The 14,837-nt window shown below is 74.4% G+C and carries 10 protein-coding genes and 2 pseudogenes; 7 read left to right on the top strand and 5 right to left on the bottom strand.

All coding sequences use genetic code 11. The features are described 5' to 3' along the window. The 3 genes and pseudogenes from ACYVO2_RS31550 to ACYVO2_RS31540 form a co-directional block, all read left to right on the top strand. Positions 1–630 (top strand): annotated as a pseudogene (locus ACYVO2_RS31550) (serine/threonine protein kinase); the annotation flags it as partial. A gap of 268 nt (positions 631–898) precedes the next feature. Then, positions 899–2,800, top strand: a complete 1,902-nt coding sequence (locus tag ACYVO2_RS31545; RefSeq protein ID WP_461011486.1) for a serine/threonine-protein kinase — start codon at positions 899–901, stop codon at positions 2,798–2,800. A gap of 95 nt (positions 2,801–2,895) precedes the next feature. Then, positions 2,896–4,674, top strand: coding sequence for a protein kinase domain-containing protein (locus tag ACYVO2_RS31540; protein WP_461011485.1), 1,779 nt, complete (start codon positions 2,896–2,898; stop codon positions 4,672–4,674). 211 nt (positions 4,675–4,885) lie between these two features. Here ACYVO2_RS31540 and ACYVO2_RS31535 read toward each other — a convergent pair whose 3' ends face one another. From ACYVO2_RS31535 to ACYVO2_RS31520, 4 genes and pseudogenes are all read right to left on the bottom strand, one after another. Next, entirely contained in the window at positions 4,886–5,365 is a 480-nt protein-coding gene (locus ACYVO2_RS31535; protein ID WP_461011484.1) for a S1 RNA-binding domain-containing protein, read from the bottom strand. Between the two features lie 67 nt (positions 5,366–5,432). Next, positions 5,433–5,684 (bottom strand): hypothetical protein, encoded by a 252-nt coding sequence (locus ACYVO2_RS31530; protein WP_461011483.1) that lies wholly within the window; start codon positions 5,682–5,684, stop codon positions 5,433–5,435. Beyond that, a pseudogene (locus ACYVO2_RS31525) lies at positions 5,677–5,790 on the bottom strand (RHS repeat-associated core domain-containing protein); the annotation flags it as partial. The pseudogene ACYVO2_RS31525 and the gene ACYVO2_RS31530, both read right to left, overlap by 8 nt. A 6-nt stretch (positions 5,791–5,796) precedes the next feature. Next, positions 5,797–6,243 carry a VOC family protein gene (locus ACYVO2_RS31520; protein WP_461011482.1) on the bottom strand — a complete coding sequence of 149 codons (447 nt, stop codon included), beginning with the start codon at positions 6,241–6,243 and terminating at the stop codon, positions 5,797–5,799. Positions 6,244–6,368: 125 nt separating this feature from the next. On the opposite strand from ACYVO2_RS31520, the gene ACYVO2_RS31515 reads away from it, so the two are divergent. The 4 genes from ACYVO2_RS31515 to ACYVO2_RS31500 all read left to right on the top strand — a co-directional run bounded on the left by ACYVO2_RS31515 (position 6,369) and on the right by ACYVO2_RS31500 (position 13,097). After that, a complete protein-coding gene (locus tag ACYVO2_RS31515; RefSeq protein ID WP_461011481.1) occupies positions 6,369–7,922 on the top strand; it encodes a serine/threonine-protein kinase in 1,554 nt (517 codons plus the stop codon). A gap of 155 nt (positions 7,923–8,077) precedes the next feature. Further along, positions 8,078–9,487 (top strand): dihydrolipoyl dehydrogenase family protein, encoded by a 1,410-nt coding sequence (locus tag ACYVO2_RS31510; RefSeq protein WP_461011480.1) that lies wholly within the window; start codon positions 8,078–8,080, stop codon positions 9,485–9,487. A 101-nt stretch (positions 9,488–9,588) separates the two neighbouring features. Then, positions 9,589–11,187 carry a succinic semialdehyde dehydrogenase gene (locus tag ACYVO2_RS31505; RefSeq protein ID WP_461011479.1) on the top strand — a complete coding sequence of 533 codons (1,599 nt, stop codon included), beginning with the start codon at positions 9,589–9,591 and terminating at the stop codon, positions 11,185–11,187. Positions 11,188–11,273: 86 nt separating this feature from the next. Continuing rightward, on the top strand, positions 11,274–13,097 hold the full coding sequence (locus ACYVO2_RS31500) for a GMC oxidoreductase (RefSeq protein WP_461011478.1): 1,824 nt from the start codon (positions 11,274–11,276) through the stop codon (positions 13,095–13,097). Positions 13,098–14,119: 1,022 nt separating this feature from the next. Here ACYVO2_RS31500 and ACYVO2_RS31495 read toward each other — a convergent pair. Further along, a complete protein-coding gene (locus ACYVO2_RS31495; RefSeq protein ID WP_461011489.1) occupies positions 14,120–14,377 on the bottom strand; it encodes a chorismate mutase in 258 nt (85 codons plus the stop codon). Between the last annotated feature and the right edge of the window lie 460 nt (positions 14,378–14,837).

Below are 14,837 nucleotides of genomic sequence, written 5' to 3'. Positions count from 1 at the left end.
GCCGCGGGCCCGCGCCGCCGCCGCGGGCGCGCCCTGGTCGCCGTGGCCGCCGCCCTGCGCGCCGCCGCCGCGGCCACCGTCGCCGTCCAGCTCACCGGCGGCGACGGGACCAGCCCCGGCGCCCGTTCCTCCCCCTCCGCCCCCGCCTCCTCCGCCCCGCCCGCCACCCTCCCCCCGGTCCCCACCGTCCCCGCGGGCCACCACCGCGTCCACGACCCCTTCGGCTTCACCGTGACCGTCCCCCAGGGCTGGACCCGCAAGGTGAGCGAGGACGGCCGCCAGGCCCGGTACGTGGACCCCACCGGCCTGATCGGGCTGCGCTTCGAGGTCATCAGGTTCAGCTCGGGCAGGCCCCTGGAGCACTGGCGGTCCATCGAGGACGACGTGCGGGCCAAGCTCCCCGGCTACGAGAAGCTGCGGATGGACGCCACCACCTACCAGAACCGGCCCGCCGCGATCTGGGAGTTCACCTGGCAGGGCAGCGCCCGCGCGTGGCGCGCCAGCGACCTCGGCTTCACCGGCGAGGGCCAGCGCGGCTACGCCATCTACCTGTCCGCCCCCGAGGCCGACTGGGCCGCCGCGGAGCCGTACTTCAACACGGCGGTGGACAGCTTCCGCCTCGACGGCTGACCCACCGCCACAACGGCTAGAACAAGCCAACACAACCTGGCCGAAACTCATATCCTGCACCGGCAGGCGGTATGACTACTCCGCCGGAAAATCGGTACGTAAAACTGACAACAGCTCACTTACCCACCCGGGTACGAGCCCGAGCGCACAGCCGTCCCCGGCTCGGGGGATGATAGGGCGGTCGGCGGGACCGCCCGAAGGACCGGCCGGCACACCCTCACTCCGAGGGCGCACCGCCCTCAGGCTCTTGACAACGAGAAGGACGTCGATGACCCAGGCGCAGGGGACCACCGGACGCCTCCTTGCCGACCGCTATCGGTTGGGCGAAGTGCTCGGGCGCGGTGGCATGGGCACGGTGTGGCGGGCCTCGGACGAGACGCTCGGCCGGGCGGTCGCGGTCAAGGAGCTGCGCTTCCCCGGCAACGTGGACGAGGACGAGAAGCGCCGCCTGATCACCCGCACCCTGCGCGAGGCCAAGGCGACGGCCCGGATCCGCAGCACCGGCGCGGTCACCGTCTTCGACGTCGTCGAGGAGGACGACCGCCCCTGGATCGTGATGGAGCTCGTCGAGTCGCGCTCCCTGTCCGACGTCATCCGCGAGGACGGGCCCCTGACGCCCCGGCGGGCCGCCGAGGTCGGCCTCGTCGTCCTCGACGTGCTGCGCGCCGCGCACCGCGAGGGCATCCTGCACCGCGACGTGAAGCCGTCGAACGTGCTGATCGCCGACGACGGCCGGGTGGTGCTCACCGACTTCGGCATCGCCCAGGTCGAGGGCGACCCCTCGGTGACCAGCACCGGCATGCTCGTCGGCGCCCCCTCCTACATCTCCCCCGAGCGGGCCCGCGGCAACCGGCCGGGCCCCGCCTCCGACCTGTGGTCCCTGGGCGCGCTGCTGTACGCGGCCGTCGACGGCCACCCGCCGTACGACAAGGGCTCGGCGATCGCCACGCTGACCGCGGTGATGACCGAGCCGCTGGCCCCGCCCGAGAACGCCGGCCCGCTCGCCGAGGCCATCTACGGCCTGCTGCGCAAGGACCCGGCCCAGCGCCTCCAGGAGCCCGAGGCCCGGCGCCTGCTGAACGCGGTGGTGCACGCGCCCGAGGACGAGCCGGCCCCGGCCGCCGGCGTCACCACCACCGTCGCCCTGCCCGCCCCCCGCGACGGCGCCTCGGACGAGCGCTCCGCGCCCCCCGCGGCCCCCGTGCCCGCCCCGGCGCCCCCGCCCGCCCCGCCCCGCCCGGCCAACGACGCCCGCACCACCACGGCCGCGCCGCCCCCCGCCCCGGCGCGGCCGCCGCGCGAGCCCCTGCTCGCCCGGTGGCGGGCCAGGGCCGCCGGGCTGCCCCGCCGCACCTTCGCCCTGCTGCTGGCCGCCGTGGTGCTGGCCGTGGCCGGCCTGGCCGTCGCCGTCGCCCTGGCCGCCACGGGCGGCGGCGACGGCGACGACGGCGCGAAGGGGAGAAACGACACTGCGACCTCGCCCGACACCGGCTCGGGCACCGGCGGCGAGGGCGGCGGCAAGACCTCCCCCGACCCCGACGGCAGCTCCGCCGCGGGCGACAAGGACACCGCGGGCTCCGGCGCGGGCCCCGACGACCGCAAGAGCCCGGACGACAAGGACAACGGGAGCGGCGACCAGGGCAACGGCACCGGCTCCGGCGGGAACGGCGCCGGCGACGGCACGACCGCCGGACCCACCGACGGCGCCCTGCCCAAGGGCTGGTACCGCTACCGCAACCCCGCCTTCCACTTCACCATCGGCCTGCCCGACGGCTGGGGCCAGCGCGGCACCGCCGGCCAGGGCTCCGGCGTCAAGCTCGGCAAGGCCGGCTCCGCCGCCAAGGTCCAGGTGGACTTCAGCCCGCGTCCCGGCCAGGACGCCGCCCAGGCGTGGCGGGAACTGGAGCGCTCGGTCTCCCGCAGCTCCGCCGACTACCGCCGGCTGTCCCTGAAGCCGGTCGAGTGGCGCGGCTACCGCACCGTCGCCGACTGGGAGTTCACCCGCAAGGGGGGCAACGGCGTCACCGAGCGCGTCCTCAACCGGGGGTTCGTCGTCGACGACACCCACGCCTACGCCATCATGTTCACCGCACCCGCGGCCGAATGGGACAGCAAGGCCAACAAGCAGGCCCGCCAGACCTTCTTCGCGACCTTCGCACCACTCGACTGAGCGACTGATCCTGCACACACAGCACCGTTACCGCCCCATCAAGTGGCAAGCTAGACCGGGCGGCGCGAAGGGGCCGATCGTCGCGAGGAGGTGCTGTGGAGGAGTACGCCGGGCGGGTGCTCGCGGACAGGTACCGGTTGCCGCGGGTCCCGGTGGGCGAAGAACCTCCGGAGATGCCGGCGTTCGACACCTACAGCGGCCAGGAGGTGCTGGTCCGCCAGGTCCCGCTGCCCGAAGTGGTCAGCGCGGAGGTCGCCTTCGGCCCCGGTGAGGAACCCCCGGACGTCCTCGGCCCCGCGGACGACCCGGGGCGGCGCGCCCTGCGGGCGGCCCAGGCCGCCGCGCGAATACCGGACCATCCGGGCCTGGTCCAGGTCTACGACGTGTTCCTCGAGGACGGCGGTCTGTGGATCGTCTCCGAGTGGGTACCGGCGCGCACCCTCGCCGACTACATCGCCGAGAAGCCGTTCACGCCCTACCGGGCCGCGGAGATCGGCGCCGACGTCCTCGCCGCGCTGCGCGCCGTGCACGGCGAGGGCTGGACCCACCGCAACGTCACCGCCGACACCGTCCTGGTCTGCGACGACGGCCGCGCCATGCTCAGCGGCCTGTCCGCCGCCGCGGCCGAGGAAGCCCTGTGCGGCAACGACCCCGTGCCCGCGGGCGACCCCTCGGCCGAAGAGGCCGCGGGCACCGGCAACTGGCGCGCCACCGCGCGCGAGCGCGCCCGCCAGGCCCGCCTCGGCATGCTCGGCCCCGTCGTGGAGCGCTGGGCGCCCGAGCAGGCCGGCCCGCTGCCGGGCGAGGACGGCCCCCTGCTGTACGCGGACGGCCCGCCCAGCGACATGTGGGCCCTGGGCGCCCTGCTGTTCCGCGCGGTGCAGGGCCACCCGCCGTTCCCCGAGGACAACGTCCTCGAACTGGTGGAGATCGTCCGCACCGAGCCCCCCGCCTACGCGGAGGACTGCGGCCCGCTGCGCCCGGTGGTGGAGTCCCTGCTCCGCAAGAACCCGCAGGAGCGCCCCGGGCCCGAGGAGGTCCGCGGCTGGCTGCGCTCCCTGATCCGCACGGCCCCGGAGCCGGACGTCGGCAACGAGACCGTCGCCGTCCCCGCCGACCCCCACAAGATCGTGGAGGTCCGCCGCAGGGGCGAGGTGGCGCGGCGCCGCCGCACCGAGAAGTCCCTGGTCCACCGCCGCAAGCACGCCCGCGGCCGCAGCCCGCGCCGCCTCGGCGCGATCCTGGTGGGCCTGGTCGTCGCGCTGATGGTCGCCGCGATGGCCTACGCGGCGCTGTTCCTGCCCGAGGAGGACGACACCACCAAGGGCGGCCCCGCCTCCCGGCAGACCCCCACCCCCACCCGCAGCGAACCGGCCACCGGCCCCGCGGGCTCCGCCGGCAACCCCACCGCCCCCAACCTCAGCACCGACTTCCGCATGCACCAGGACCCGATGGGCTTCACCCTCGCCCTCCACCAGGACCTGCGGGTGCGCGGCGAGACCGGACAGGGCCAGATGTGGTTCGACGACGGCGACGACGTCCGCATGATCGTCGTCCCCGGCCGCGACACGGCGGAGGAGTACGGCACCGACGTCACCGCCTACCAGCGGGACGCCGAACCCGAACTCAAGCCCTACCGCGAGGGCCAGTGGACCGCCGTGGCGGGCCTGAGCACCTACGAGGTCAACGGCAGCCCCGCCGTCGAGGCCGAGTTCACCTGGACCCAGTCCAACCGCCAGTACTTCGGCCGCAACTTCGCCATGCTCCAGGACGGCCGCTACCACACCATCTTCGTCTACGGCCCCGACCGCGACCGCTCGGACATCTCCCTGTTCTTCGAGAAGGCGGCGGAGACTTATCGGTACACGAAGTGACCGCCCCCGCGTCCGGTCGTGTTGTCGCCGTCCGGCTGAATACGGAAGGTGATCGCCACGGCGGCAGCCGACCGGCGCACACCCGCACCCGGTGCACTCCCTCGTTCACGGCATTCCGCACGTCGGCTGGCGTTTTCGATGGTCAAGACGACTGACTGCGGGGCAGAGCAGCCGACCATCGGTCGGTGGGCCCGCCGGGTGTCTGTGCAGCCTATTCGGACTCATCCAGCACGGCCAGGCGGATCTGACGGGTGTATGCGTTCATACTGAGAACGCGAACTCTTACTTCATCGCCTTGCCTGAGGTTTTGCTTGTCTGTCGACGCGGGGAATGATGTGATGAGGCCTTCCAGGCCCTCGCCGATGCTGGCGAAGGTTCCGACTTCATTCGTCTCGGTGATGTGCCCAAGCACGACCTGCCCGAGCTTGTCGGCAGCGAAGACTCTCATCGGGTCCGGTGTGAGGGCCTTGAGCGAAAGCTTGACGAGCTCTGTTCTGTGGTCCACTCCCAAGGCCAGTACGGTGACTTCCTGCCCCTGCCGCACTGCCCTGGAAGGATGCTCCAGTCTGCTCCAGGAAATCTCCAGGAGGGTGATCATTCCTTCCCGTCCGCCAAGGTCGACAAACACTCCGAAGTCTGCGACTTCGGACACTCTGCCTCGCAGGATCTCTCCCTGTTGAATCTCATCCATGGGCGCCCTCCGCGTAGGGTGCTGCTCGCCGTCCTGCATCGCCTTCTCCCTGTCACCCACTACTGGTTCACTTCTTCAGCCGTCCTGGGTAGGAGAACCCGTGGGAGGAGTCCCACCACTTCACCTCGTCGATCAAGGAATTGAATCGAGGAATGTCCTCCACGGGTATGACCCATTCGTGCTCCTCGGCTCCTCTGCTGTTCTCGTGGCGTTGCCTGTAGTTGGACTCGGGGAACTCGTCCAGGAATTCTCTACGCATTACGTACTCGTGGAACCCCGGTTGGAATGTTCTCTGGCCTGTATGCGGTGCGCCAGACATGGGGATTCCTCACGTAGGCGGCGGGGTTGGGAGCTGGGGCGAGACCGAGCGGGTCCCGACTGGCATGGCGACTGGTTTCCGGGTCGTAGTAGCGATGCAGGTGGTGGGGGCGTCACTCCTCGGGGAGGGCGGGCATCGGGGTGTCGTCGGGGTGCCATCGGTCCGTGAAGGCGGGCCGCCGGGTCAGGTCCACGAGTTCGACGCGGGCGCCGATGCTGTCCACGCGGTGGTAGGCGAAGGGGCGGCCGTGGGGGCAGCCGGAGAAGTCGGTGGGGAAGCCCTCGCGTTCGAGGCGCCGCGAGCCCTGCTCCACTGAGGTGGTCCAGTAGCCGAGGTGGTCGAAGCGGGCGCCCTGCGACGCGTCCCACGGGCTGCCGGGGGAGCCCTCGATGAGTTCGATGAACGGCGGGCCGCCGCGGGTGAAGGTGATGCGGTAGTCCCACTCGCCGATGCGGTCGGCAAGGGGAGGGCTCCAGCGGGCGCAGACGGACCTGGTCAGGTCCGCCATGGCGGCGTCGAGGTCGGGAACGGCGAAACACACGTGGTAGAAGGGCGTCACCCGTCCAGGATCGGTGCGGTGAACGGTGCGCGGCAGCCGGTTTTCGCCGCGGCACGGCCCGGTGTGGGCTCGTTTGCCCTGCTCGTGGCGGTTCCGGAGGGTCCGGTTCCGGGAACGATGACGGTATGGCGTCCGATGGGCAGGCGGCAGGGGACACGGGGGCGCGGGCCGAGGCGATGGGTTGGGGTGGGGGAACGGGGCGGGTCGTCGGGGGCCGGTACCGGCTGGGGGAGCGGCTCGGGCACGGGGGGATGGGGCGCGTGTGGCGGGCGCGCGACGAGGTGACGGGGCGTGAGGTCGCGGTGAAGGAGCCGCGGGTGGCGGACACGCTCACCCACCGGGAGCGGGCCGCCGCGTACGCGCGGATCCGGCGGGAGGCCGCGGCGGCGGCGCGGATCGACCACCCCGCGGTCGTCACGATCCACGAGGTCGTCATGGAGGCCGGGCGGCCGTGGATCGTCATGGAGCTGGTGCCGGGCTGCTCGCTCGCCGACCTGCTGGAGCGCGGCCCGATCACGCCCCGCGAGGCGGCCGGGATCGCGTTACCGGTGCTGCGGGCGCTGGTCGCCGCGCACGCGGCGGGGGTGCTGCACCGGGACGTCAAGCCGGGCAACGTGCTGCTGGGGGCGCACGGGCGGGTGGTGCTCAGCGACTTCGGGGTGGCGCTGGTCGAGGGGGAGCGGCCCGTCACGGAGCCGGGGGCGATCATGGGGTCGCCGGAGTACCTGGCGCCGGAGCGGGCGCTGGGGCGGCGGCCCGGGCCCGCGTCCGACCTGTGGTCGCTGGGGGTGCTGCTGTACGAGGCGGTGGAGGGCGTCTCGCCGTTCCGCAGGCAGACCACCATCTCCACGCTGCGGGCCGTGGTGGGCGACCACCCCGGTGTGCCGCGCGCCGCGGGGCCGCTGACGCCGCTGATCGCGCGGCTGCTCAGCAAGGAGCCGGAGGACCGCCCCGGGGCGCGGGAGATCGAGGAGGCGCTGGCCGCCGTGGCGCCCCCGGCGGCGAAGGAGCCGGGCCGGGCGCGGGCGGCCCCCGGCGCCGGGGCCGCGCATCCGCCGCCGGAGGCGCGGGGGCGGGGGCCGCGTCCCGTGCGGTGGATGGCGACGGCGCTGGGGACGACGGTGCTGGTGGTCCTGCTGGTGCTGGCCTTCGTGCTGCTCACCGACCAGGAGACCCTCGGCGCGCCGGGCGGCTGGCGCACCTACCGGGAGCAGGCCGTGCGGGTGGAGGTGGGCGTGCCGCGGGGGTACGTCCGCACGGCGGTGGGCCCGCGCGAGGTGGCGTACCGGGACCCGGAGGGCGCCGTGTGGGTGCTGGTGTCCCGGCACCCCGGGGCGGAGATGGCCGCGGGGGAGGCGGGGCGGTACTGGCTGGGCTGGTACCGGCGGGGCGGGGTGCTGGACGGCAGGGCGACGCTGCGGGACGTGCGGGGCGCCGCCCGGGAGCGGGCACACCGCGGGCTGGCCGCCGCCGAGATCGACATCAGCTACCTGTACGCGCACGGCGACGACACCACCACGCGGCAGCGGCGCCTGGACCTGACGGTGGTGGGCCGGGACGGCGCGCAGTACTGGCTGAGCGTCAAGGTGCCCGCGGCGCGCGCCGAGGAGGGGGAGCGGGTGTTCCGCGGGGTGCTGGAGCGGTGGATGGTGGGTGTCGGCGGCTCGGCTCGGAGATGACGCGGTGACGCGGGGAGGCGACGGGGGCGGGGGGCGCGGGCAGCGGCGCGCGAAGGCGTCCCCCGCGCGGGCGGCGCACGCCCGGGACGTGCCCGGTGAACCCGGCGAGTACGGTGGAAAGGGACATCTGCTGTCCCCCGGAGGGAGCACCTCCCATGCCTGAGCACGTGGACGCGGTCGTCGTGGGGCTCGGCCCCGGAGGCGAGGAGGTCGCGGGAAGGCTCGGCGACGCCGGGCTCGACGTCGTCGGCGTGGACCAGCGGCTGGTGGGCGGGGAGTGCCCGTACTGGGGGTGCATCCCGTCCAAGATCATGGTGCGGGCGGCGGGACTCGTCGCCGACGGGCACCGCGTCACGGGCATGGCGGGCACCGCGATGGTGCACGCCGAGTGGAAGCCGGTGGCCCGCACCATCAGGGAGGCCACCGACAACTGGGACGACCGGGCCGCGGTGGACCGGCTCCGGTCCCGCGGGTGCCGGGTGCTGCGCGGCACCGGACGGCTGACCGGGCGGGACGAGGTCACCGTCCTGGACGCCGAGGGCACGGAGACGGTGCTGCGCGCGGCGCGGGCGATCGTCCTGGCCACCGGCACCGAGCCCGCCGCGCCGCCGGTGCCGGGCCTGGCCGGGACGCCGTACTGGACCAGCCGGGACGCGGTCGAGGCCGAGGCGCCGCCCGAGTCGCTGATCGTGCTCGGCGGCGGGGCCGTCGGCCTGGAGATCGGGCAGGCGTTCGCCCGGTTCGGCACCGCCGTCACCGTCGTGGAGGCCGCCCCCCGGCTGGTGCCCCGGGAGGAGCCGGAGGCGGGCGACCTGCTGCTGCGGGTGCTCACCGCCGAAGGGCTCGACGTGCACACCGGGGCGCGGGTGGCCCGGGTCGAGCACGGCGCGGGCGGGAACGGGGCGGCGAGGTTCGTGCTGCGCTGCGAGCGCGGGGAGCGGCTCACCGCCGAGCGGCTGCTCGTGGCCACCGGGCGGCGCGCCGACCTCGGGCGGGTCGGGGTGAGCGCGCTCGGCCTCGACCCGGACGCGCCCGTGCTGCCGGTGGACCGGCGGATGCGGGTGCTCGCCACGGGGGACGGCGGGCCCGGCGTGTGGGGGCTCGGGGACATCACCGGCAAGGGCGCGTTCACCCATGTCGCCATGTACCAGGCGGGCCTGGTCGTGGACGACGTGCTGGGGCGCGGCGGGGCGCCCGCGGAGTACCACGCCGTGCCCCGGGTGACGTTCACCGACCCGGAGGTCGGGGCGGTGGGCCTGACGGAGAGGGAGGCGCGGGAGCTCGGCGCCGATGTGCGGACGGGGTTCGCCGATGTCGCGACCGGCTCCCGGGGGTTCGTCCACCGGGTCGGCAACGAGGGGTTCGTCAAGCTGGTGGCGGACGCCCGCGAGGGGGTGCTGGTCGGCGCCACGTCGGCGGGGCCCGCCGGGGGCGAGGTGCTGGGGGCGCTCGCGGTGGCGGTGCACGCCCGGGTGCCGCTGGGGGAGCTGAAGCGGATGATGTTCGCGTTCCCCACCTTCCACCGGGCCGTCGGGACGGCGCTGGACGCCCTCCCCGGCAGGTGACCGGGCCGGGGCGCCCGGTCGGCGCCGGCGCTTCACCGGCGCGGGGGAAAAGTGTTACCGGCGGGTACACAAGGCGGTGGCCGCGCCTTACCCTGGCCCCCATGACGAGCGACTCTGTGACCGACGGCAACCCGGTCGCGCCCCCCGGTGCCCGCACCGCGCGGGACGTGGTGACCCCCGAGCTCGTGGCCCGGCTGACCGCGGGCGTCCGCGGCAGCGGCACCGACGTGAACCACTGCCCGTTCACCGGCGAGGTCCTGGCCGAGCTGCCCACGGCCTCCCCCGACGACGTGGCCGCCGCCTTCGATCGCGCCCGGCGAGCCCAGCGCGCCTGGGCCGCCCGCTCCGTCAGAGCCCGCGCCGCCGTGCTGCTGCGCTACCACGACCTGCTGCTCGCCCGGCAGGACGAGGTGCTCGACCTCATCCAACTGGAGACCGGCAAGACGCGGCTGCACGCGCACGAGGAGGTCCAGGCGGTCGCCGTCGTCGCCCGCCACTACGGCCGCAGGGCCCCCGGCTACCTGCGCCCCCGCCGCCACATCGGCGCCATCCCGGTGCTCACCCAGGCCCTGGAGCTGCGCCACCCCAAGGGCGTGGTCGGGCACATCTCGCCGTGGAACTACCCGCTGGAGCTGTCCGCGGGCGACGCGCTGCCCGCCTTCGTCGCGGGCAACGCCGTGGTGATGAAGCCCGACACCCAGACCGCCCTGACCGCCCTGTGGGCCCGCCGCCTGCTGGTGGAGGCCGGGCTGCCCGAGGACGTGTGGCAGATCGTGCTCGGCGAGGGACCGGTGGTCGGGCCCGCCGTCGTGGACGGCGGCGACTACGTGTCGTTCACCGGCTCCACCCGCACCGGGCGGGACGTCGCCCGGCGCGCCGCGGGCCGCCTGGTGGGCACCACCCTGGAGCTCGGCGGCAAGAACGCGATGATCGTCCTGGAGGACGCCGACCTCGACCGCGCCGTCGAGGGCGCCACCCGCGCCTGCTTCTCCTCCGCCGGGCAGTTGTGCGTCTCCGTGGAGCGGCTGTACGTGCACGAGGCGGTCGCGGACGAGTTCCTGCGCCGCTTCACCGCCGCCACCAGGGCGCTGCGGCTCGGCACCGGCCTCACCTACGGCGCCGACGTCGGCTCGCTGGTCTCCGAGCGCCAGTTGAAGACCGTCGCCCGGCACGTGGACGAGGCCCGCGCCAAGGGCGCCGCCGTCCTCGCCGGAGGCCGCCACCGCCCCGACGTCGGCCCGCTGTTCTACGAGCCCACCATCCTCGACGGCGTGCAGCCGCCCATGGCCGTGTGCACCGAGGAGACCTTCGGACCGGTGGTGTCCGTCTACCGCTTCCGCACCGAGGACGAGGCCGTGGAGCGCGCCAACGGCACCCCGTACGGCCTGAACTCCAGCGTGTGGACGGGCAGCCCCCGCCGCGGCCGCCGCCTCGCCGCCCGGCTGCGCACCGGCACCGTCAACGTCAACGAGGGCTACGCCGCCGCCTACGCCTCCGTCGCCTCCCCCATGGGCGGCATGGGCGACTCCGGGCTCGGCCGCCGCCACGGCGTCGAGGGCATCTGGAAGTACACCGAGCCGCAGACCGTCGCCACCCAGCGCCTGCTGCCGCTCGCCCCGTCCTTCGGCATCGGCGACGAGACGTACGCCAAGCTGCTCACCCGCGGCCTGCGGGCCATGAAGGCGCTGCGCGTGCGCTGACCGGCCCGCCGCCGCCCACCCGCTCGCTCCCACCGCCGGACGGCGGGCCCGGGAGTCCCTTCCACCGCTCACCCCGGGGGTAGACGTTGCACCCATCGGACCACGGCCGCGCCGACGCCCGAGCCGCCCGCGACCACGACGCCGCCCGCGACCACGACTACGACGTCATCGTCATCGGCTCCGGCTTCGGCGGCTCGGTGTCCGCGCTGCGCCTGTCGGAGAAGGGCTACCGGGTCGCCGTGCTGGAGGCCGGACGGCGCTTCACGCCCGAGACCCTGCCCAAGACCTCGTGGGACCTGCGCAACTACCTGTGGGCGCCCGCGCTCGGCATGTACGGCCTCCAGCGCATCCACCTGCTGCGCAATGTGCTGGTGCTCGCGGGCGCCGGGGTCGGCGGCGGGTCGCTGAACTACGCCAACACCCTCTACGAGCCGCTCGACCCGTTCTTCCAGGACGCGCAGTGGGCCGGCATCACCGACTGGAAGGACGAGCTGCGCCCCTATTACGCGCAGGCCAAGCGGATGCTCGGGGCGCGGCTCAACCCCACCCTCACCCCGGCCGACATCCACCTGCGCAACGCCGCCGAGCGGATGGGCGTCGGCGACAGCTTCCACCTGGCGCCGGTGGGCGTGTTCTTCGGCGACGGCAAGGACGCCGACGGCAAGGCGTCCGCCGAGCCCGGTGGCGAGGCGGACGACCCGTACTTCGGCGGCGTCGGCCCGCGGCGCAAGGCGTGCATGGAGTGCGGCTCGTGCATGACGGGCTGCCGCCACGGCGCGAAGAACACCCTGAACGAGAACTACCTGTACCTCGCCGAGAAGGCCGGGGCCGAGGTCCACCCGATGACCACCGTCACCGAGCTCGCCGAGCACCCCGACGGCGGCTATACGGTGTGCAGCGTCCCCACCGACCGGCCCAAGGCCGCGCCCCGGCGGTGGCGGGCCGCCCAGGTGGTGCTCGCCGCGGGCACCTACGGCACGCAGACGCTGCTGCACGCCATGCGCGACACCGGCCGGCTGCCCCGCCTCTCGGCGCGGCTCGGCGAGCTGACCCGCACCAACTCCGAGGCGCTGGTCGGCGCGCAGACCACCGACCGCAGGTACCGCGCCGCCACCGACGAGCAGGGCCCGGGCATGCGGGGCCGCAAGGTGGACTTCACCCGCGGGGTGGCCATCACCTCCTCCGTGCACCCCAACGCCACCACGCACATCGAGCCGGTCCGCTACGGCGTGGGCTCCAATGTGATGGGGTACCTGGCCACCCTCCAGGTGCCCGGGGGCGGCCGGGCCCCGCGCTGGCTGCGGTTCCTGGCCCTGGCCGCCACGCACCCGACCGTGTTCGCCCGCTCGCTGTCCAAGCGCCGCTGGTCGGAGAAGACGATCATCGCGCTGGTCATGCAGACCCATGACAACTCGCTGACGACCTACCGCAAGCCCAAGGGGCTCGGCAAGGGCAAGCTCACCTCCCGGCAGGGCCACGGCGCGCCCAACCCCGAGTGGATCCCCGAGGGCCAGCGGGCCGCCGAGCTGATCGCGGAGGACATCGGCGGCTTCGCCGGGGGCACCGTCGGGGACGTGTTCAACATCCCCATGACCGCGCACTTCCTCGGCGGCTGCGCGATCGGCGCCGACGCCGGGCAGGGCGTCATCGACCCGTACCACCGGGTGCACGGCTACCCGGGGCTGCACGTGGTGGACGGCTCCGCGGTCTCGGCGAACCTCGGCGTCAACCCGTCCCTGACGATCACCGCCCAGGCCGAGCGCGCCATGTCGTTCTGGCCGAACAACGGCGAGCGGGACCCGCGGCCCGCGCCGGGTGAGGCGTACCGGCGCCTGGAGCCGGTGGCCCCGAAGAACCCGGCCGTCCCCGCGGGGGCGTTCGCGGCGCTGCGGCTGACCCGGGAGGAGTGAGGGCGGGGCGTCCGGGCGCGGGCGCCGCCGGAGCACGCCCCGGGGTGACGGGGAGTGACGGGCGGCGCACCCGCCCGGAGTGCGCCGCCCCGCCGAAAACCTTTTCTGCTCACCGTTCTCGCACAGAATCCCCCGGACGTGGAAATTCCACTTTTCCGTCGCCCCGGGAGATGCCGGACGGGCGGACGGGGGAAGCCGGGGAAAACGGGAAGCGGCGCCGCGGGCGGCGGGTGGACGGTGAATCGGCGGATTCCCGGGGCGCACAGGCGAATCCGCGCCGGGCAATCGGCCGGCGGCTCGGCGGTAAAGGGCGGCGCAAAGGGCGGGGGCAAAGCGAAGGGCCCCGCGCCGGAATGCGGCTCCGGCGCGGGGCCCTCTGCTGACAGCACACGGCGTCAGGGCAGCGCCGGTGCTGTGGAACGGCGCTGGAGGGAAGCGCCGTCGGCCTGCTGTTCTCTTGCGGTCCGTGGAGCCAAGTGCGGTCCGTGGAGCCCGCGGCAAGCAGGGAGGGCCGGTGCTCGCCGCTGCTTCGCGGTGGTGCGCGCTTACCCGAGGGGACAGGAATTGGCCTGTACCATTTCGGCCCGCACTGTGGTGCACCGGATGCTACCGGGCCAGTTCCCCGTGCGCTTATCGTGCTGGACCCGGATCGGTCGGCGCAACCTCTTCTCCGTCATCGGTTGAAGCCGCCTCGAATGGTCGTGTTACGACCACGTACCGTCACCGCGAGTGATCGGCGGGGGCTGAGGCGCAGAGCGGTCGGCTCCGGGCGTCCCCCGAGCCGACCGCCTGCCTCAGTCGTGACCGGGCTGCTGTCCCCTGCTGACCGGCCACAGCACCGAGGTGAGGTCCCACGACGGGTACCCAGCGCCCGTCTCATCACCCCGGCGGACTGCGATGCCCGCGCCCGGTCGCCTGCTCCGCCCGCCCGGGCGTCAGGCCGCCCCTGGCCGGCACGGACATCCGGTGCAACGAAGCCGCGTCGCGGCCGGTCACGGTGCCGTACGGGTGAAACCGCCCGGTCAGAGCTTTCCGCGGCACAGCTCGAGCAGGGTCATCGCGAGCGTGGTGCCGGGCCTGCCCAGGGTCTCGTGGTAGCGGCCGAGGATCTCCATCTCCCGGTTCAGCGACAGGCGGCGCCCGCCGGAGGCCAGGCGGGCGCGCTGCACCTCGGCGGAGACGTCCATCCGCTCCCGGATCAGCGCGATGATCCGCTCGTCCAGGCCGTCGATCCGCTCCCGCGCCCCCGCGATGACGCGCTCCGCCGTCTCCCGGTCCATGGGCGCCGCCCCGTCCGCGGCCGTCCCCCCGTCCGCGCCGTCCCGGCCCGCGGCGGCCTTGTGGTGCACGGTCGTGTCCTGCTCCACGGTCCCGGCGCCGCCGGTGCTGACCCGCGTGTCCATGCGTCCTTCTCCCTGCGTCTCGTCGCGCCCGCGCCCGCGGCCCCGGCCCGGGAACGACGACGGCGCCCCTGGCCTGGTGGCCCGGGGCGCCGGCGGAAGTCCGTGAGTGTCGTCAGCTCACGCGGCGTCGCCATGGCAGCCGGACCAGCCGGTGCCATAGGTAAAGAAGAAGCGGACGTCGCGCAGCATGCCGCCAGTATGGCCCGCCGGTCCGTGATCCGGCCACGGCGGGCCGGATGGTGAGACGGGCGGCGGGGCGCGGCGGGGGGCGCGGCGCCGGCGGCCCCGCCCCCGGGCCCTGTGAGCCCGTGCACATCGCCATCGCTGCCGGTCCGTC

The organism is Streptomyces capparidis (genome assembly GCF_054782095.1).
The sequence above is the reverse complement of the archived record's forward strand: the minus strand, read 5'-3'. Positions and strand labels throughout refer to the sequence as shown.

Bases quoted from the DNA above. Each gene is read 5' to 3' on its own strand.
- ACYVO2_RS31515 (WP_461011481.1), top strand. From the start codon at position 6,369: ATGGCGTCCGATGGGCAGGCGGCAGGGGACACGGGGGCGCGGGCCGAG.
- ACYVO2_RS31530 (WP_461011483.1), bottom strand. From the start codon at position 5,684: ATGTCTGGCGCACCGCATACAGGCCAGAGAACATTCCAACCGGGGTTC.
- ACYVO2_RS31545 (WP_461011486.1), top strand. From the start codon at position 899: ATGACCCAGGCGCAGGGGACCACCGGACGCCTCCTTGCCGACCGCTAT.
- ACYVO2_RS31505 (WP_461011479.1), top strand. From the start codon at position 9,589: ATGACGAGCGACTCTGTGACCGACGGCAACCCGGTCGCGCCCCCCGGT.
- ACYVO2_RS31495 (WP_461011489.1), bottom strand. From the start codon at position 14,377: ATGGACCGGGAGACGGCGGAGCGCGTCATCGCGGGGGCGCGGGAGCGG.
- ACYVO2_RS31535 (WP_461011484.1), bottom strand. From the start codon at position 5,365: ATGGATGAGATTCAACAGGGAGAGATCCTGCGAGGCAGAGTGTCCGAA.
- ACYVO2_RS31510 (WP_461011480.1), top strand. From the start codon at position 8,078: ATGCCTGAGCACGTGGACGCGGTCGTCGTGGGGCTCGGCCCCGGAGGC.